We start from the raw sequence: 19,766 nt of genomic DNA, 5'->3' as shown, positions 1-19,766 counted from the left end.
TAACAATATTTGTCGAACTTGTAAATAAATTTAAAGACAAAATTCTTTATAAAGAAATGAGCATTACTCATTTCTTTATAATTGCTGTTGTTGAGGTTTATAGTTCTTTAATTATTTTCTCTAGTTCTGTGTTGACGTTATCTGATACAACGCCAAATATAATTTGCAATCCTTTATCTTGTCTTATAATGCCTTTAGCGCCAAGTTTTTTAAAGTAGGCATCATCTTTAACAGGATTGACATCGTATACTTCAACTCTGAGTTTTGTAATGCAGGCACTGTGGTATTTAATATTAGCAATTCCCCCAAGGCCTTTGATGGTTTTGGTTGTAATTTGTCTTAAGTTTGCAAGTATTTCTTTTGAGCTTGACTTTGTGGCAGTTATTCCGTCGTCTTCTCTTCCTGGGGTTTTAAAGTCAAATTTGACTATGGTCCATTTAAAGACAAAGAAATATATGAAGAAATAAGGTATTCCGACATAGAGTATGTTTATCCAACTTGTTCTTTCATTTCCTTGAAGTATTCCGTAAAGGAGATAATCAATAAATCCATCCGCAAATGTTACCCCTACTCCGACATTTAAAAGGTGCATAAATACAAATCCCATGCCGTACATAAAGACGTTAAATCCGAAAAATAAAATAGGTGCTGCGAAGAGGAATGTAAATTCAATAGGTTCTGTTATTCCTGTTAAGAATGATGTAAATGCTACAGAACCTAGAAATGCTGCCATTTCTTTTTTTCGTTCAGGTTTTGCTACCCACCACATGGCAAGAGCTGCTCCAGGAAGCCCAAAAGCATGTCCTGGCCATTTCCCAACCCAAAACCTTGTTCCTTTTGTAACTTCAAAGTGCCCTGAAAAATTTGGATCTGCAAGTTGTGCGAAAAATATTTTTTGTGCTCCTGAAACCAGTTGTCCGTTAATTTCCATTGTTCCGCCTAAAGGTGTTTGCCAGAATGGCATGTAAAATATATGATGAAGACCTGTTGGGACTAGTGCTCTTTCAATTATTCCAAATAAAAAAGAACCGAAATAACCAGATTGCTCTACAATTTTACCTGTCATAGCAATTATGCTTTGTATGGGAGGCCAAATAAATACAAGTATTATACCAATAATTAGCATTGTTCCGGTTGTAACTATTGGGACAAATCTTGTCCCCCCAAAGAATGCTAAAAATTGAGGTAGTTTAATGTCGTAGTACTTGTTGTGAAGATATGCAGCAATGAAGCCTGAGATCATACCCCCAAGTACTCCTATTTGAAGAGTATGCATTCCAAGTACATTTGTATATTCAAATGATTTTGCAACAGCTTGTGCTTCATTAAATCCTATTGTCATTAGATATGCAGAGTTGGCCGTTTCAGCACTTATTCCTTGTATTGCAAGGGTACTGTTTATAGCTTTGTGCATAATTAAAAATCCAATTCCGCCAGAAAGGCCCGCTGAACCTTTTTCTATATTGGCAAGACCAATGGCAATGCCTAATGAGAATATTAGCGGTAAATTTTCAAATACCACACCACCGGTGTCTCTCATGACCGATAGAATAATGTTTAAAAGAGTTCCTTGTCCCAAAGTATTCTCAAGCCTGTAAGCTTGAATCATTGTTTCATTGGTAAAAGCACCACCAATTCCTAGTAAAATCCCGGCTGCTGGCAGAAGGGCTATTGGTAGCATGAAGGCCTTACCGATTTTTTGAAAAATAGCAAATTTGTTTGAAGTGGTAATCATGATAAATTCTCCTAGTGTTCATTGTATTAAATATAACATATATTAATTAAATTAATTAATATATGTTATATTTAATACAGTAATAATTAATAATTAATTATCTTGATTATATTTGTTAAAGTTACTGACATTAGTTATTTTATAATAGTGTTTAGGTATTTATATATTTCGCTGTCTTTGGGAGCATAATCTAATGGTAACTTTTTATTCAAGTCTCTTGTATGTGGGTTTACTCCTTTCCCTATAAGAGATTTAATGAAGTTAATGTCGTATCCGTTAATGATGGCATTGTGAAGTGCATTTTTGGCTTCCTGATCTGTTAGATTGATGTTGAAATCTTTTGACATTGCATAATTTATTATATTCTTAGATTTTGATTTTACTGCGTGAGTGAATACAGGGCTTCCATCGGAAAATATTGTGTTTAATGAAAAAATGTTTGGATTTTGTTCTAAAAAGACTTTAAACTCGTCTAGATTATCATTGTTTACTAATACTTTTAGTTTGCGTTTTTCTTCTATGTATGCTGTATACTCATTTTTAGTTTTAATACTCTTTAAAAAATTATCTTTATTCTCTTTTAAATCTACATAGTAAGGAAGTATGTGTATATTATTTTTATAATAATCAATGGTAACCTGAGTATTATTTGAATCAATATAATAAACATTTAGTAGTTCTTTAAAATAGTTATTATTATCTTTAATGAGCTCGAATTTAACTTCATGTTTTTGATATTCTTCAAATGGAATTAAGTTGTAGTTTTGATCATAAGATAATAAATTCGTTATTTGGCCTTTTAGGTCTTTTAATACGGGAATAATGTTTCCATTCTTATCAACACCTATGTCTGATATTTTGTTATTGAAACTAGGCAATTTGTATTTGTTATACATTGGCAGGATTTTTTCTTCTAATTTTACAATCTTGTCTTTAATTTCTGTGTTCATTGCTTTAATATAGGCATTATAGTTTTTAACGATATCAGCTGCTGGTTTGTTTATATTTTTTGAATATTTTTCAAAACTAGCATTAAATATGGTGTTTATTGGTGTTAGTTTTGACATTAATTCCATTTTGATTGGTTCTTGTAATCTTGAGAGATATGTTTGTAAAAATGTTGCATTAATTTTGTGTATTTCGAGGAAATCTTCTTTAAATGCTTGAAAATCTTCTAATAATTGTCTTTCTGAGAAATAATGAGATAAGTTAGAAATTATCATAAAAAGAATAAATAGTATTAGGTAGTATAAAGAGTTGAATTTTTTCATTCTATTTTTGATCTTAACTCTTAAATTTTTGTTAAATATAGTAAAAGATGTGATTCCTATAATAATATATCCAAGATACATAAATATTTTGCTTAATGCATAATAGCTCATTTGAGTTCCTTTAGGTTAAATTTTATATTATTATATCAAAACAGATCTATTTTATTTACTTTGTTTTTGCGAAAAAGTATAATCAGGTTGTTGTATGCGCGTATTTTTAGGTTTTTGTGTGTTTTTTATCTTTTTGTTTTTTGTAAGTTGCTCCACAGTTTTCTTAAATGATTCTAAGAAGGGAGACGATTTAGATTTATTGGCTTTAAAAGCTTTAATGATATATCCTGAACTTAAGATTTCAAATGCTGATCTAAGAAAGTATGCAAATTTAAGTGACTCTAAGCATAGTTTTGATATTTTAAAAGGAGAACAAGAGACCTCAGTTTATATTTCTGAGTCTAGTTATAATGATAATATTGAATACATTAAGAGTCTTTACCTATATAATAAGAGATTATATAAATTTATCTTAGCTTATAGTGTAGTCCAAGGTTCATCTTTCAAATCTGAAGTCTTGAGGTATTTAGATAATCATGATATTAAAGAGAGATTTCCTTTAAGAATAAATTTTCCTTCTCATAAAATATACATGGATAATGGAGCTTGGATTGTGCTTAAAAAAATCTTTTTGGATATGCTTATTCAGGATAAAAAGGCTTTAATTGTTGCTAAACAAAAGTTGGAGAATATGCTTGAAAGTTTTTCCAAGTAATAAATTATTTATTCTAGCTCTTCGAAAATTTTTTTTATGCTTTCTTTTCTTGTGATTTCTCTTTGTTCTAAATCAATTGCTATTGATTCTTTGAGCTTATCTATATTTTGAAGTAAAAGCTCTTTGGCCCTTGCTTTGTCTATTTGCTTGACTTTTAGTTTCTTTTGTATCTTGCTTTCCCTCTCAAGCCTGTGAATCTCATTAATCATGCTTAACTTAAAGTGTATTATATTTTCAGATACTTGAAATTCTTTTGCCATCGCTTTTTGCGGATATTTTATAGATTTATATTGAGGTACTTTTAATTTTAAAGTAGTAGTTGGGATTAATAAATTTGTTGCAAATATGTTGGCTTCTATTGTCATGTGGTTATTTTGGGTATTAATCGTATCTGTTCTCTTTGATGGGTTAAAAACCTGATATTTATGCATTAAATAATGACCAAGTTGTTGTGCTATTGCAAATCTTTTGTCTTTTAGGTTCATTGTTTCGTTTATATATATAGCCTTTTTATTTGGTTTAATATAGCCAGCAAAATTTTTGTATTTGTCTTCAAATGCGATTTCAAATATTTTAAGTCCTTCTCCTATTGCAATCTTTATTATTGGCACTGGAATGAGCAATACAGCATATTTTGAGATTATATAATCAGAATAAATGTAAGGGGTTTTAATATATGAGCTAAAATTATTGGATTTCATTCAATGTAAACATTCTCCTTTTCATATTGTATAATATAATTGAATTATGAGATATAGTTTTTTCTTATTTGTCTTGTTTTTTTTTTCATGTAAGACTTTAAGTGTAGATGAATTTTTAGATGCAAAATTTGACAAGATTGAGAGGGCTAATTACTTTCTTTATTTTTATCCAAATAGTCAAATCTATATAAAGAGGGATAAGTCGACTAATAATTTTTCTGTGTTTTTAAATGTTGTTCTGAATTCTAAGCTAAATTTTAATAGCGGTTATTTGAAATTGATTCAAGATGATAACTATATTGGTAATATTAATATTACTAAGGTGGTTGGTATTGGAAATCTCAGGTTTTTATATGTTGATATTGATAAAAACAATTCTGATCTTATCTTAAGGGCCCTTAATCCTTATAAAAGCTTATCTTTTGTTCTAGATGATAATTCTTATCAAGTATGGACTAGAGGGACTTTTAAATATGATGCCAGATTTATTGATGTTGACTTTGAGAGTACTAGAGATACTCTAAAGTATGCTCTTGAGAATAATATTTTATAGTAAATTATGTTGTTATATAAGAATTCATAGTAATTTGATGAGCAAGTTTTTTAATAGATATATTATTTTTTTTTATTTTATCTTTTTGATGTTTTCTTGTTCAACTATTGATCTGGGGAATCTTGGGGGGTTAAGTAGGAATTCAAAATATATTAGATTGATTTTTGATAAGAATAAAGTTTCTTTAAGGCATTATTTTACTATTTCTGGAAAATTTAGTTTAAGATATAAGGAACCATTGTTCTTGCAATGTGGTAATGACATAGTGGCTGCGTTTTTGTTTGTGCGCTATAAAAGAATTGGCAATGAATATATTCAGACTTTCTTTAGTGTTGGTAAGGATGTTTCTTTAAAAGTATACTTGGAGCTTGTTAAGACTAGAAAATTTTTTATTGTAAACAGTTTTGGTAAGGTTCTTAAAACCATTGTTTTTTCGCGTTTGCCAGATAGTGAAGATGTTTTACTTCAAAATAATGAAATTATCTGAGATATATATATATTTTATTTGTTTTTTATAATTTTAGTGTTAATTATTGGTGATAATGGTATTGATTTTCGTTTTTTATACGATGATGATCGTTTGTAAGGAGGGATTTTTTTGAGTAAAAGTAGAGAGACATTGATGTCGCAGATTAAGAATAATAGTCTTGATTATAAGACAGAGATTATAGCAGGGCTTACAACATTTTTAAGCATGGCATATATAATAGTTGTTAATCCTTATATACTCTCTAGTACAGGGATGCCTTTGGGAGCATTGGTAACAGCAACATGTTTAACAGCTGGGGTTGCTACCATTTTTATGGGGATTTTTACTAATACTCCTTTAGCATTGGCTTCTGGAATGGGTATGAATGCGTTTTTTGCGTTTTCTGTTGTTAAGGGTATGAACATACCTTGGGGAGTAGCTTTAGGAGCAGTTTTCGTTGAAGGCATTATTTTTATCATTTTGTCTTTATCAAAGGCACGTGAGGGAATTGTAAATGCTATACCAGTAAATTTGAGAGGTGCTATGACTGTTGGGATAGGATTTTTTATTGCCTTTATTGGTTTTGTTAATAGTGGAATCATTGTTAAGAATGATGCTACATTAGTTGGTCTTGGACGTTTGCTGAATTTAAAAGTTTTACTTACATTGTTAGGTCTTGTTGTTATATTTGTTTTTGAGCTTAAAAGGATTAGGGGCAGTATATTATTCTCAATTTGTATAACTACTTTAATAGCATGGTGTTATGCTTTATTTGATAGAGAAGCTGCTTTGAGTATAGGAATTAGGTTGCCGGATGGTTTTTTAAGATATGAGTCAATTGAACCTATATTTAATAAATTAAGCTTTTCTTATATGTTAGATGAAAATTTTTGGAATTTTATTTTTATAGTATTGATTTTGTTGTGTAATGATCTATTTGATACTGTTGGGACTTTGGTAGGTGTTGCTTCAAAGGGGGATTTGGTTGATGATGAGGGAAAGATACGAAATGCTGATAAAATATTACTAGTTGATGCTATTTCTACCACTTTTGGAGCAGTTATGGGTGTGTCTCCTGTGACTACTTATGTTGAAAGTTCAACAGGTATAGCTGAGGGTGGAAGGACTGGATTTACATCAGTTGTGACAGGTAGTTTATTAATATTGTCAGTATTTTTTGCACCTTTATTTATTGCTGTTCCTGCTAGTGCAACTTCAGCTGCTTTAATATATGTAGGATTCTTTATGTGTAAAGAGATAAAGAATATAGATTTTTCAAACATGAGAGAAGCTATTCCCAGCTTTTTGATATTATTTTTGATTCCTTTAACTTATAGTATAGCTTCAGGAATAGGAATTGGGATAATTTTTTATGTAATAATAAATGTATTGTATAGTTTTATTACCAAAAAAAGTGTAAAAATTGCTCCCACCATACTTTTATTATTTATTATTTTTATTTTAAAGTTAATATTTTCTCATTAAATTTTTTGCTCTATTGATTCATAACAATAGAGCAAACAGGTATCTTATAATCTGTTTATTAGGTTTTATTTAGTTTAATTCTTCTTTTTTCTTAGGCTGCCTTTTGTTTTGCTTTATATTGTTAGTACTTCAGGTAACTTTCTTTGTATTGACTATCGTTGAATATATATTAGCTATTTTATTGAGCTGTTTCTTTAACTGTATTTATAAATTACTTATATTTCTCTTCTTTCAAAGAACTTAGTTATCCCTGGGATTAGATATTTCTTAGCATTGTTATTCGGTATCTTTTATTCCTAGCTCATGTCCTATTGAATTGAAGTTGAGAATTTTGCAGATATATCAATGGCTTGTTCTTTTGTTGCTTTTATATTGGAATTACCAACTTATAAATCCCATCGATTTGATTAGTGTTATTACTAGAGACATTCTTTCATTTTAACTTCAATTTGTTCTGGGGGGATTATAAGAAATTGCTAGAATATAAGAATTAAATTATCTGTAATAAATAAATAATTATTGCCTTTTGACTTTTATATAAGTAAATATATTCCATTAATTTTTGATTTTCATGTTATTAAGTTGATATCATTGTGTTTAAGGTTGTAAGTTCTTTTTTTAACTTATATCCATTTGTTTATGAGATATTTTTATTTGTTCTCATGATTGAAAATCAATAAGATTTCAAGTGATCTTAATCATGTTATTATTCTATGTTAAAATCTAATTTAATAGACAATCTAATTTAATAGATAGTCTAATTTATTAGTTAATATCAAGTTATGTTTGGTATAGTATCATAGTTGGTAATGACAAGGGGAACCTTTATGAATGGATATTTGCTTGTCTTGTCAATTGTAGGTTTAGTATTAATAGCTTGTGGTTTTAATGGTTATGGTGAGCATAATAATGGTAAATCTAAAATAGATAATGGACGTAATAAGTACGTTGCAAAGAAAATTGGCGTTAAAAAACCCAAAGGTAAATTTGTTGAGATAAATGTGAAGACAAAAATTTCTGGAGAGGAAGTGGGTTTTAATTTACGATCTGCAATCGTTGATTTAATATCTAGAGAAATTGACAAGATAAAATATTCTGAATTAAAAATCATGAGTGAACCTCGTGATTTTTATGGTTTGCCTTTTAGTTATATTCTCTGTAAAGAAGAAAAATTTCTTTTAGTATGTTCTGATCCGGAATGCACCAGGATGTATAGAAGAAGATTTTATGCATCATTTGATTATAATGAGAATAAACTTGAAGAGCTAGGAGCATCTTTTGCTAAAATAAACCTTAGTGGGATTATTGATCTCTTAAACTGTATTTTTAGTGTGGTATCTTGTGAATATCAATTAAAGTTTGAATCTTTAATTGAAAGTATGAATCTTAAAAGAAATATGTTTGTAATTATGTCTATTGAAAATTTAGATTATATTAAATCAAATCTTGAATGGATTCTGTCTTTAAGGAAGGACTGGAACAGTAGAGTAGATGAAATGATTGAGTTTTTTAATAAGGATTTTAAAAGAACAGAATTGATGTTAGGAGAGTTCAATTTTTTCATGGATCAACGATTTAAGTTTTTAATAGAACAAATGGAAAAAGTTGGAGTATTGGTTGATGAGCTTTTGCAATTGATGTCTTGATGTTTAAGGCTAAGAGTAATATTTTTTGAATTTATTTAGTTAGTCTAAAGATCTAAGAATGAAAAAGAGTCAACATCAAAGAGTCCTTTGTCATTTATTTTCAAGTGAGGCACTACCGTTAATGACATGAAAGATAAGGTCATTAAGGGCGAATCTAGATTAGAACCCAAAACATCTCTACAAAAGTTATTTAATTGAATATATTTAAAAGCAACTTCTTTGGGTGGGAGCATGCTCATCAAGCCTGCAATTGGTAGATTTAACATTAAAGTATCTTTGTTATTCAAGGCACATAAACCCCCTTTGTTCTTGATAATAAGATTTGCTGCTCTGCATAAATATTCATCACTAGTACCAAGGACTATAATATTGTGAGAGTCATGGGCAACCGTGCTTCCAATAGCTCCATTTTTGAGTCCGAAATTTTTTATAAAACCGATCGATATTTTATTGTGGTTATTATATCGATTTATTACTGCTATTTTCAAAATGTCCTTGTTAATGTTGGATTCGAAATTTGGAGCTAATAGATTACTATCGGTCATGGTTTTGTGAGTAATAATTTGATTATTAATGCAATTAATTGTTGGTATAGCTTTACTTTGTGTAAAAAATTTAAAATCTACAATGGACTTTTTGCTGCAATTGAAATTATTTATAGGATTTTCATTTAGTAGTGGGATATATGATGTGCCATCACTAAATACCAATTTGCCATTTATATAAGTTTTATCTATTTTGAATGTTTTTATATCTTTAGTAATGATAAAATCAGCAGGATCGCCAACTCGCAGCCATCCAACCGGAATTTTATAGTGCATGATAGGATTAATACAAGCTATTTTCAAAACATCAAAAAAATCATGACCATTTTCTATTGCACGTGCAACCATTAAGTTTATATGTCCGTTAAGCAAGATATCAGGATGTGCATCATCGAAACAAAACATTAAATAATCGCGGTATTTTCCTGAACATTCGCTAATAAGAGGGTGCAAAGCTTCGAAGTTTTTAGCCGCACTTCCTTCTCGGATTAAAATTTTCATACCTAAAGACAACTTATACCGTGCATCTTCTATTGTTGAGCATTCATGATCGGTACTAATTCCTGAGGATATGTACTTTAAAACTGAGTCCGGTGGTAAACCGGGTGCATGTCCGTCAACAACTTTATTCCGCTTTAAAGCGGAATGAATTTTATTCATTACTTTAGGGTCTCTATTGAGCACACCAGGGAAATTCATCATCTCAGATAGATAGTAAATATTATCTAGTGCCAGTAATTTATCCACATCTTCATCATTCAAGATGTGTCCGGATGTTTCAAAGTCTGAGGGCAAAGCTGGGACGCAAGAGGGTGCACCAAAAAAAATTTTAAAATCAATTTTTTTGGAGTTATTTATCATGAAATTAATACCATCAATACCATTAACATTCGCTATTTCATGAGGGTCGCTTATTGTAGATATGGTGCCATGTTGAACAACTAAATGAGCAAAATGTGATGGAATAAGCAAGGAACTTTCTATATGTATGTGAGAATCAATGAATCCTGGTAATGCATAGTCTTCGAAAGAGTCATTAGTTCTTTCTATGTTTAAAATAGTTCCATTTTTTATTGTTATATGAGAAGGATAAATTTCTCTATTCAAAATATCAATGTAATTTGCTTTAATGAGTAATGAATTCATTGTTTGTCCTTTAAGATGGATTTTATTTATAAAATATTACCACAATATTTGTTATATCAGCATATGTAAATTTAAAATTTTTACTAAAATTTATTAATACTGATGCTTAAGTGTTGAGCGTCAAAATTCATGGTTGGAAGCGGTCTGAGTATATGTTTTCAACTTTGAAGTGTTTAATTGCAAGTTGTTTTGCATCCATTATAATTTATACTAACATGTCATTTATCATGTTAGTATAAATTATAATGGATTCCGTTCATAGTTAGTTGTCAAGCTTTTATGTAGATGTGAATTTTTATACGACAAAATTATATCATAAAAATTATTTATGTTAATAATAGGTATTCATATTGAATAAAGGTTTATATACTTAATTTATATCTCACTAAGATATAAAGTTTTTAGTCCCTTTGCTCTAGTGATTGTTGTGTCTAATGTAATTCTTATACTAAAGTCAGTATTGATAAATAAGTAATTTATATAATTCATTTTGAATGAAATGTGTTTATTATACATTTTTTTTTGAAAACTTTGGAAAATGTGTTAATTATTACAATAATTGAAATTTTTTTGAGGCAATTAGGAGTATTGAATTTATGTGTAATCATAAATGTTTGATATTTAAGTTATTAATTTTTTTATTAATTTGTTCCAATGTATATGCTGTTTCTAGTAAAAATAGCAGTATTTTAATAGTATTTGCTATGGATTCTGAAGCTGATGAACTGACTAAGCTTATGTCTCGTAAAGAAGAAATAGTATTGAAGGATTATGGGATTAATAAGAAGATTGTTAAAGGCAAGATGTTTAATCGCAATGTTATTTCTGCTGTTGTGGGGATTGGAAAGGTAAATACAAGTTTATGGACTAGTTATCTTTTGTCAAAGTATAATATAAGTCATGTAATTAATTGTGGGGTTGCTGGTGGAGTTATTAGCCCTAAGGTAAGTAATCTTAAGGTAGGAGATATAGTAGTATCTTCAGAGGTAGCTTATCATGATTTTGATTTGATTAAATTTGGACATAAGGTTGGTCAGGTTCCAGAATTACCCCAGAGATTTAGTAGTGATAGAAATTTGCTTGAAAAAGCTTTGAAGGCTATTAAAACGAATCTTAAAGGTGTTGATGGATATTCAGGATTAATACTATCAGGTGATCAATTTATTGATCCAGCTTACCTGCCAAAAATTGTAGCAAACTTTGAGGATGTAGTAGCAGTAGATATGGAGGGTGCAGCATTAGGACATGTTGCTCATGTTTTTAATGTACCTTTTATAGTTGTTAGATCTATATCTGATATTGTAAACAATGAGGGTAATGAAGTTGAATACAACGAATTCCTTAAGTTGGCAACGGTGAATGCAGCTATGATGGTACAGGAGATCTTGAGATTACTCTAGTTAATGGTCTGTTTGATCTTATGAGTGGTAACTTAGGTTTATAAGTTAATTTAACATCAAGATGTTTTTTAATAGAATATTAGATAACTTATATTTTATATAAGTTAATCGTATTAGCTTATATATTTGGAATAGTAGATTAACAAAGCAAGTGCATTTTTGACTATAGTTATTCAAGGAGTATAGATATAAATTTTGTCTTGTTTTGTTAAAACATTGCATAAACAGTTAGTGTGATTGCTAAGGTTGATAAAATTATCTTTTCCAAGATTATGAGTAAAATCAATTTTTGAAGGAATTTATGGTGAGTAATAATGCAGTAATTGTCTTAGATTTTGGCTCTCAGTATAGTCAATTGATTGCGAGGAAAATTAGAGAGATGGGCGTTTATACAAGAGTCATTGCATATTCTATTTCTGCAGAAGAAATTAAGGATATGCATCCTGTAGGGATAATTTTAAGCGGAGGGCCTGCTTCTGTTTATTTAGACGGAGCTCCTACTGTAGATATTGAGATTTTTAGTTTGGGTATACCGGTTTTAGGAATATGTTATGGAATGCAATTAATCATTAAATTGTTTGGGGGCGTAATTTCTAAGTGTGATAAGCAAGAATTTGGTAATACTGAACTATTTATAGATGATAATCAGTCTAATTTATTTTCAGGACTTTCCAATAAGTTGGAAATAATGATGAGCCATGGAGATAATATTGAAAAGGTTCCAAGTAATTTCAAACAAATAGCTTATACTAAAACTTGTATTGCATCTGTATTTAATGAAGATCAAAAAATTTATGGGTTACAATTTCATCCAGAGGTAACTTGTTCAGAGGCTGGAAATCAAATACTTAAAAATTTTATTTTTAAAATTTGTCAAGCTCAAGTTAACTGGAATTTAAATAATAGCATAGCCGATCTTGTGGAAAAAATAAAACTTCAAGTAGGTGATAAAAAAGTAATTTTGGGACTTTCTGGTGGAACAGATTCTCTAGTATGTGCATTACTTGTTAATAAGGCAATAGAGAATAATTTAATCTGTGTTTTTATAGATACTGGTTTATTACGTAAAAATGAAGTTAGGGAGATATTAGAACTTAATAGACAGTATAATTTAAATATAAGACATGTTGATTCCTCTTCAATATTTTTGAATAATTTAAAAAATATAGATGATCCTGAAGAGAAAAGAAAAATAATAGGGAAAACATTTATAGAGGTTTTTGAAAAGGTAGCCTTAGAAGATAAAGATGTAGAATTTTTGGCTCAAGGAACTATTTATTCAGATGTAATTGAGTCTGAGTCGAGGAATGATGTTTTCTCATCACATATCAAATCACATCATAATGTAGGAGGACTTCCAGAGAAAATTAAGTTAAAACTTTTAGAGCCGTTAAGGGAGCTTTTTAAAGATGAAGTAATTCAACTAGGAATTCAATTGGGGATTGCAGAGGATGCTCTTTATAGGCATCCATTCCCAGGTCCAGGATTGGCAATAAGAATAATTGGCAAGATCACTCAGGAGAAAATTAATATTCTGCAGAAAGCTGATAGTATCTTAATAGAAGAACTTTTGGCAAATAATTTATATTATAATATAAGACAAGCATTTGTAGTTTTATTACCTGTAAAATCTGTTGGAGTAATGGGAGATAACAGAACATATGAATATACAGCTGTTATTCGATGTGTTAATACTTTAGACTTTATGACTGCTAATTGGGTTGAATTACCTTATGATTTTTTAAAAAAAGTTTCTTCAAGAATAATTAATGAGGTCAGAGGCATAAATAGAGTTTGTTATGACATTTCTTCTAAACCCCCAGCAACAATAGAATGGGAATAATAAAAATAAGGAGAACCTATTGATAGATAAGATAGTAAAAGAGGCTTTGACTTTTGATGATGTATCTTTAATTCCTAGAAAATCATCTGTATTGCCTAGTAATGTTGATTTAAGGACAAAGTTAACAAAGAATATATCTTTAAATATACCTTTCTTAAGTTCAGCCATGGATACAGTTACAGAAAGCCGAATGGCAATAGCTATAGCTAAAGAGGGTGGAATGGGCATTATACATAAAAATATCACCATTGAAGCTCAAAGAAAAGAAGTAGAGATAGTAAAGGCCTATCACCGTACCGGGATTATAAAAAATCCTATCACTATTGATGAGAATGCGAATGTGCAAGAAGCTAGGATATTGATTTCGAAATATAAGATCTCTGCATTACCTGTCACAGACAAAACAGGTAAAATATTGGGGCTAGTAACTAGTAGAGACATTAAATATATTACGGATAATAATATCCCTGTAATGAATGCAATGACTAAGAAATTAATTACGGCAAAAGAAGATATAACGTTAACAGAAGCTAAAGAAATATTATCTAAGCATAAGATAGAAAAGCTACTTATTGTTGATGAGGCAAACAACTTAAGAGGATTAATAACTTGCAAAGACATAGATCATGTGGAGCATCAAGAGTATTTTCCTAATGCATGCAAAGATGTAAAGAATAGGCTAAGAGTAGGAGCAGCTGTTTCTACTGATGTTGATACTTTAGAGCGTGTTGAGGAATTAGTTAAAGCAGATGTTGATGTAATTGCTATTGATTCTGCACATGGACATTCTACGAGAGTAATTGAGCTTGTAAGAAATATTAAAAATAAATATCCCAATTTGGATGTTATTGCGGGTAATATAGTAACTAAGGAAGCAGCTTTCGATTTAATTGATGCAGGGGCAGACTGTTTGAAAGTAGGAATAGGTCCTGGAAGTATATGTACGACAAGAATAGTTGCAGGAGTTGGAGTACCTCAGCTGACTGCAATTAATGATGTTTTTGAAGCTTGTAAACATACAAATACTTGTATTATAGCGGATGGTGGAATTAGATTTTCAGGAGATATAGTTAAAGCAATTGCGGTAGGAGCTGATAGTGTGATGATAGGGAATCTCTTTGCTGGTGCTCATGAATCCCCTTCAGAAGAAATAGTTTACAATGGAAATAAATTTAAGATTTATGTTGGGATGGGATCTCTTTCTGCTATGGCTAGGGGCTCCAAATCAAGATATTTCCAACTTGAAAATAAAGAGTCTCCTGGCAAATTGGTTCCTGAAGGCATTGAAGGAATGGTTCCTTATGCTGGTAAATTGAAAGACATTATATTTCAGTTAAAGGGAGGTTTAATGTCTGGAATGGGTTATGTGGGAGTGGGAACAATATTAGAATTAAAGACAAAGGCTAAGTTTGTTAAAATAAGTGCTGCTTCCTTAAGAGAATCCCATACGCATGATGTTTTGGAAAATAAAAAATAATCCGATTTAATTGTGTTTAAAAATACTAAGGATTTATAGTAAGCCTAATATTAAAAGGGAGAGCGTTTGGTAAGTGTATCTTCCTTTTGATTTTGATATAAATATTTGCAAATCCTGTAATAATTTTTTGTTATTTGAGATGCGAATTTTTGTTGCTGCTTGCCAGTATAGTAATACCTCAGTATCTTGGAATTCAGATATCACTAGTTTGTTTTTAGCACTATCTTGGGGTTTAAGTTACCTTGTATGAGGTAATGAGTAATGGTGATTGGTAAGAATTTAGCCTTCATTCAAGCAAATAGTACGCCCAGATGAGTGGATGCAAGGCAGTTCATCACGCGTGTGTGGGGCAATTTTAAGTCTCCGTATTCTTTTGTTTCATTTTTGACGTATGTGTTTAAGGTTTTTATCACCTTTTTCTTCATTTAGAAATACGTATCCTTTAGTGAGAGTAGGCATTTGAGATCTAATTTTTTGTTCAAGATTGTGATAAAGGTGTGATTAATTGTTTATTGATTATAGGTTATCAGATGTCGATGAAGTTCATCATATGAATATAGAGATAGATATTGGTAATTCTAAGGTTGATTATTTGATGATTGTTATATGTTATATTTTTAGGCCTTAAATATATGAGCATTGGCTATAAAGAATAGAATTAGATGTTTGGATTTAATATGAGTATTTAAAATTATTTTAATAAATGAAGATATATGTTTGATGATCATGATTTTGGGAGTAAAATGTTGTTCAAATGATTTTGATTTTAAAAAGGAGGAAATAGTATGACTAGGAACAATATATGTGGATTAGTATTATTGATATTAATTTCTATGGTGTCGTGTCGAAATTCATTTGGATCGCTTGAAAGGAAAAGTGAAAATGGTGCAATTACAAGTTATTCTGGCATAAGAAATGGCTTTAATATTACTGAGAGTAAAGTAAAAAATTATTTTGATAAATTGAGTCTAGGTGATATTAACAAGCTTAAGACTTTTGTTGCTGATTCTAGCAAATATGTAGGGCAGCTAAGGTTTATTAGTTCGGATTATGGTGGAGTTTATAGTATTATTAGAACTTATTCTAATTGCATAGGTGGTGATAATAGCGTGTGTAGTAGTAAAGAATTTGCTAAGATGCTTAGAGGTGCTATTGCTAAGATGAGTAATGCCGATCTTGTTAATAGGTTTGAAAGTCTTGCAGATGTCTTAAAAGATTATAATCCCCAAGCTTTGAGGGGCGCAATTGATAAATTTAAGGGGGCTATAAAACATGCTATTAATTCTTCTTCTGAAGGTGATGGGGTGCAACAGGAGCAATCTATAGCTGCTACTCGATTGTTAGCAGATGCTTATTTGAATGTCATAGATACTGCTGTAATTATGTATGTTGATGTATTTTCTATTATAGCATCTGGATGTTCTTCTAAAAGATTTGCTGGTACTGCTAAGAGTTTTTCCGAAATTTTAAAGTTATTTGTAAAGAAAGGTAACATTTTATCTATTAGCATTATGACAGATGCTCTTAGTTCTATTTGTCTTAATCGAGGAGATATTAGGAATGTTAAAGAGCATGCCGAGAGAGTCTTTAGTTATGAAAGAGGGAGAGAATTGTCTAATGTTATTGAGGAGCTCTATATTGCTTATAATGTAGCTAAACTATAACGGTAGTTAATAATTAGCATAGCATTATTATGTGTTTTAAAAATGTTTTTATTATTCAAATCTTAAGTAAATATAGTATCATATTGGCAGTGTTTTAGTGAGTTGTAGCTGTGTTTTAGGCTTTAGAGGGCAGATGGTAAGTTTAAATTTGCCGGAAGAGAATGCCGAATTAGTTTCAGGGCGTGTGGGATAGAAGAGGTAAGTATTCTTTACAGAATTAGGCGTGTAAGACATGAGCGATTTGTTGTTGGGTCATGTGGGTTATGAGAACAGGTTTAAGACACTTAGGATAAAAGATAGAGGATTAGCTATGAGAGGTAGGATTCCTTAAAAAGAAGTAATGTAATTGTGTACGAGTAATGACTTATGATTTGTCAATGCGGTCCTATTATAAGGAATATATTGGGTATCTAAATGAGAAAACAGATGCATAAGTCAAAATTTTAGTTGAAACTATAAAAGAAAAATCTGGTTAAGTGGATATTTGATATTGAGTTTGTGATTGCAAGTATCAATAGTAGCAGGATTTATTTTTAAATTAATATTAATAACTATAAAGGTATTGATAGTGTTTTTTAGATACGAGATCATTGCTTGAAGTTGTGTCATATAATGAAATTATAGTCTAGAATAGAGTGATTTCACTTTTATGTTACAGATTAAGGCATGATGGGTGTTCGTGTTGTGTATATGTATTTGTTATACATATCATATAGTATGGAATGTATATGGCTAGCTGAGTTATAAATTTTTGTAAATTTAATCATAAATTTGCAAAAGCTATTTTCTATATCATTATGATCAAGTATATCTATTGCTAGAAAGTATTCTTTTTCTGTTTCTTTGTATAAATCTGTAAATTTTTTTAAAGTATTTTTGTATTCATGACAATGTTTTTTTGCTTCTCTTTTAGCTTGATAATTTAATGTGTCTATAACTTCTTTTGTTTCAGCAAAGATATTAGTTAGACCTATCATGTCATATATGAGATATGCTGTTTGGTCTGCATTTTTATTTTTAAGGGTATTGATAAACTTATATGATTTGTCAAATAGAGATTTATGCTTTTTGGGTAGGATATCTCCTGATGGTGGACCACATATGTTGGTAGTGAAAGCTGCTTGAAAGTAAGATGCAAGATCTTCCTTAGATAGGGATTTAATATGGTTGATTTCTTGTAGGAAATATATTCCAAGATTGTTTAGGTTGTTAAAATTATCTTTCCATTCCTTTACTCTTAATAATTTTATTTTTGAATTTCTATACTTTTCATATTTTGCCCATTCTTCTCTTTTATCTGCAGATATATTAGCAAATATATTAATTGCAGAATAAAAATAATAGAGAATATAATAAAAATATTTGTGATATAAATTGGACACTATATATCTTATTTATTATACTCTATTTATTCAATAATTAGGATGAGTTATATAATATAACATTATAGTATTGGTATATTTATATGATAATGGCGGTTTGGTATTGTTTTTAATTTAGATGGATATGCTTAAGACATATTTATAATTGTCTCACATATTAATAAATGATCAAAATTAGAAGCAATAATGTTAGTTTATGGCGCTACCGTTTCATAGGCGTAAAGACTTACTTTGATTTGGAATAAGCCTATCTTACAGAAAAGCAGATATATAATGAGTTTGTAAAGATGGGTTTGGATAAGGCAATAGCGCATGATTTATCTAGAAGATATTATTATCATAATGAATTTATATATTTACATATAAAGATTTAAAGAGCTTAGAGAAACAATTCATGTTAAACAATTTAATATTAAATTTGATAATTGGGAGAACTAAATTGATAGTATCGAGAATGAACTTAACAATGAGATAAAAAATGCAAGAAATATGATATTAAACCAATTATACTTAGAATGCTTAGAAAAGAGTTATTCTTTTGATGCAAGCATGGTCTTATTGACAAGACATTATTAAGATTGAGCTAAAGAGAAGGTTCCATATATAATCAAGATATGTAAGTTAATAAGTACAGTCCTAGTAACTTGAAGCGTTTACTTTAAGACAAACAAGCTATTATTGAAAATAATACTAATGCGATATATAAATTCAAAAATAAATACGACAAAAATACTTCAACGATAGGGGGGTTAAAATTTTTAAATCTAAAAATGTAACTAAAAATGTCAATTATACTGTAAGTAGTAATAAATATATGAATAATAAAGAAAAAAGAGGAAAACAAATAAAAAATGAAGATATAAATAACATGAATTTACGGATAAAGAATGTCTCTAAATGGAAAACAATGAGGTATCTAGACAAAGTAGAAGAGAATGCAAACAAAAGACGATATGAAGATAGCATTATTAAAACAAAAGAGTGGTTAAAGCATTTAAAGTTTGAAAAACTTGCTAATAGGAGTTATGATAATCAAAGTGAGGCTTGGGAATAGCATATGCAATGTTCCTTGGAGTGTTTAAAATCAAAAAGAGCGGATATTGAATTAATTCAGCATGTGGGATAACCAAGATTAATAAAAAAATACTTTCGATTTTCTGAATTTTTAGATCGGATTTTAAATTTGTTTGATGATTCAATGCGATTTTCCACTATTATACAAGTCCTGAGTGTTTAACAGGGGGTAGGGATGAAAATAAGACAAGATGACCCAGGTCTCATTTTAGAAATACGTCAGTGGGGATGTTACTTCTTATGTTTGCATTATTACATAGAGGAGTTTAGGAAGCTACGATTCAATATTATTGATATTAACAATAATTATCACAGATTTATTCGTTTAGGATATATGAATAGTAACTGTTATATTCTAGATCCATGTAAGATATTAGGTTACTTTAGTATTAATACAAATGTTAAACGTGAGATTCAATCTTACAGATGTTTAAATAGCGAATTTGAGATAAGTGAAGTTAAAATCAAAGGTATTCCAGGATATCACTTTATAGCAATTAATTCTAATAGTGTTCTTTATGACTCACTTGAACTTAAAGAGAGAGGCAAAGAGTATTATATTACGTCTAAGCGTGTATTTAGGCGAGTGTGAGTTCTTCATTATGCAAA

Annotated in this window: 17 protein-coding genes; 12 read left to right on the top strand and 5 right to left on the bottom strand. The window is 29.7% G+C overall.

Annotation, left to right across the window (positions count from 1 at the left end):
* Positions 1-97: 97 nt before the first annotated feature.
* Both bhYOR_RS06470 and bhYOR_RS06465 read right to left on the bottom strand, forming a co-directional pair.
* The gene (locus bhYOR_RS06470; protein WP_025434341.1) at positions 98-1,735 is read right to left on the bottom strand and encodes a PTS transporter subunit EIIC; all 1,638 of its coding nucleotides are present in this window, start codon (positions 1,733-1,735) and stop codon (positions 98-100) included.
* A 134-nt stretch (positions 1,736-1,869) separates the two neighbouring features.
* Positions 1,870-3,117, bottom strand: a complete 1,248-nt coding sequence (locus bhYOR_RS06465; protein ID WP_025400235.1) for an ankyrin repeat domain-containing protein — start codon at positions 3,115-3,117, stop codon at positions 1,870-1,872.
* A gap of 94 nt (positions 3,118-3,211) precedes the next feature.
* Here bhYOR_RS06465 and bhYOR_RS06460 point away from each other — a divergent pair, with 94 nt between their 5' ends.
* Entirely contained in the window at positions 3,212-3,772 is a 561-nt protein-coding gene (locus tag bhYOR_RS06460) for a hypothetical protein (RefSeq protein WP_025400236.1), read from the top strand.
* Between the two features lie 8 nt (positions 3,773-3,780).
* On the opposite strand, the gene bhYOR_RS06455 is transcribed toward bhYOR_RS06460, so the two are convergent.
* Positions 3,781-4,473, bottom strand: a complete 693-nt coding sequence (locus tag bhYOR_RS06455; RefSeq protein ID WP_025400237.1) for an ImmA/IrrE family metallo-endopeptidase — start codon at positions 4,471-4,473, stop codon at positions 3,781-3,783.
* A gap of 46 nt (positions 4,474-4,519) precedes the next feature.
* Between bhYOR_RS06455 and bhYOR_RS06450 the strand changes: the two genes are divergently transcribed.
* The 4 genes from bhYOR_RS06450 (at position 4,520) to bhYOR_RS06435 (ending at position 8,626) form a co-directional block, all read left to right on the top strand.
* Complete coding sequence (locus bhYOR_RS06450) at positions 4,520-5,026, top strand: hypothetical protein (RefSeq protein ID WP_025400238.1); 507 nt, start codon at positions 4,520-4,522, stop codon at positions 5,024-5,026.
* A 37-nt stretch (positions 5,027-5,063) separates the two neighbouring features.
* Positions 5,064-5,513 carry a hypothetical protein gene (locus tag bhYOR_RS06445; protein WP_247088524.1) on the top strand — a complete coding sequence of 150 codons (450 nt, stop codon included), beginning with the start codon at positions 5,064-5,066 and terminating at the stop codon, positions 5,511-5,513.
* A 111-nt stretch (positions 5,514-5,624) separates the two neighbouring features.
* Positions 5,625-6,980, top strand: coding sequence for an NCS2 family permease (locus bhYOR_RS06440; protein WP_025400240.1), 1,356 nt, complete (start codon positions 5,625-5,627; stop codon positions 6,978-6,980).
* An 827-nt stretch (positions 6,981-7,807) separates the two neighbouring features.
* Positions 7,808-8,626: a CRASP family complement regulator-acquiring lipoprotein gene (locus bhYOR_RS06435; RefSeq protein ID WP_025400241.1), complete on the top strand. Its 819-nt coding sequence runs from the start codon at positions 7,808-7,810 to the stop codon at positions 8,624-8,626.
* 44 nt (positions 8,627-8,670) lie between these two features.
* On the opposite strand, the gene ade is transcribed toward bhYOR_RS06435, so the two are convergent.
* On the bottom strand, positions 8,671-10,317 hold the full coding sequence (gene ade, locus bhYOR_RS06430) for an adenine deaminase (protein ID WP_025400242.1): 1,647 nt from the start codon (positions 10,315-10,317) through the stop codon (positions 8,671-8,673).
* A 596-nt stretch (positions 10,318-10,913) separates the two neighbouring features.
* Between ade and bhYOR_RS06425 the strand changes: the two genes are divergently transcribed.
* The 4 genes from bhYOR_RS06425 (at position 10,914) to bhYOR_RS06410 (ending at position 16,701) form a co-directional block, all read left to right on the top strand.
* Positions 10,914-11,717, top strand: a complete 804-nt coding sequence (locus bhYOR_RS06425; RefSeq protein WP_080684317.1) for a 5'-methylthioadenosine/adenosylhomocysteine nucleosidase — start codon at positions 10,914-10,916, stop codon at positions 11,715-11,717.
* A 304-nt stretch (positions 11,718-12,021) separates the two neighbouring features.
* A complete protein-coding gene (gene guaA, locus bhYOR_RS06420) occupies positions 12,022-13,560 on the top strand; it encodes a glutamine-hydrolyzing GMP synthase (protein ID WP_025400244.1) in 1,539 nt (512 codons plus the stop codon).
* Positions 13,561-13,579: 19 nt separating this feature from the next.
* Complete coding sequence (gene guaB / locus bhYOR_RS06415; RefSeq protein ID WP_025400245.1) at positions 13,580-15,037, top strand: IMP dehydrogenase; 1,458 nt, start codon at positions 13,580-13,582, stop codon at positions 15,035-15,037.
* Between the two features lie 785 nt (positions 15,038-15,822).
* A complete protein-coding gene (locus tag bhYOR_RS06410) occupies positions 15,823-16,701 on the top strand; it encodes a hypothetical protein (RefSeq protein ID WP_025400246.1) in 879 nt (292 codons plus the stop codon).
* A 659-nt stretch (positions 16,702-17,360) separates the two neighbouring features.
* On the opposite strand, the gene bhYOR_RS06405 is transcribed toward bhYOR_RS06410, so the two are convergent.
* Positions 17,361-18,083 (bottom strand): hypothetical protein, encoded by a 723-nt coding sequence (locus tag bhYOR_RS06405; protein ID WP_025434344.1) that lies wholly within the window; start codon positions 18,081-18,083, stop codon positions 17,361-17,363.
* Positions 18,084-18,370: 287 nt separating this feature from the next.
* Here bhYOR_RS06405 and bhYOR_RS06400 point away from each other — a divergent pair, with 287 nt between their 5' ends.
* The 3 genes from bhYOR_RS06400 to bhYOR_RS06390 all read left to right on the top strand — a co-directional run bounded on the left by bhYOR_RS06400 (position 18,371) and on the right by bhYOR_RS06390 (position 19,749).
* Positions 18,371-18,457, top strand: a complete 87-nt coding sequence (locus bhYOR_RS06400) for a hypothetical protein (protein WP_241763739.1) — start codon at positions 18,371-18,373, stop codon at positions 18,455-18,457.
* Between the two features lie 440 nt (positions 18,458-18,897).
* The gene (locus bhYOR_RS06395; RefSeq protein ID WP_025400248.1) at positions 18,898-19,137 is read left to right on the top strand and encodes a hypothetical protein; all 240 of its coding nucleotides are present in this window, start codon (positions 18,898-18,900) and stop codon (positions 19,135-19,137) included.
* Between the two features lie 195 nt (positions 19,138-19,332).
* The gene (locus tag bhYOR_RS06390; protein WP_025400249.1) at positions 19,333-19,749 is read left to right on the top strand and encodes a DUF261 family protein; all 417 of its coding nucleotides are present in this window, start codon (positions 19,333-19,335) and stop codon (positions 19,747-19,749) included.
* The last annotated feature ends 17 nt before the right edge of the window (positions 19,750-19,766 follow it).

It is taken from the genome of Borrelia nietonii YOR (assembly GCF_023035795.1).
Taxonomy (GTDB): Bacteria; Spirochaetota; Spirochaetia; order Borreliales; family Borreliaceae; genus Borrelia; species Borrelia hermsii.
The sequence above is the reverse complement of the archived record's forward strand: the minus strand, read 5'-3'. Positions and strand labels throughout refer to the sequence as shown.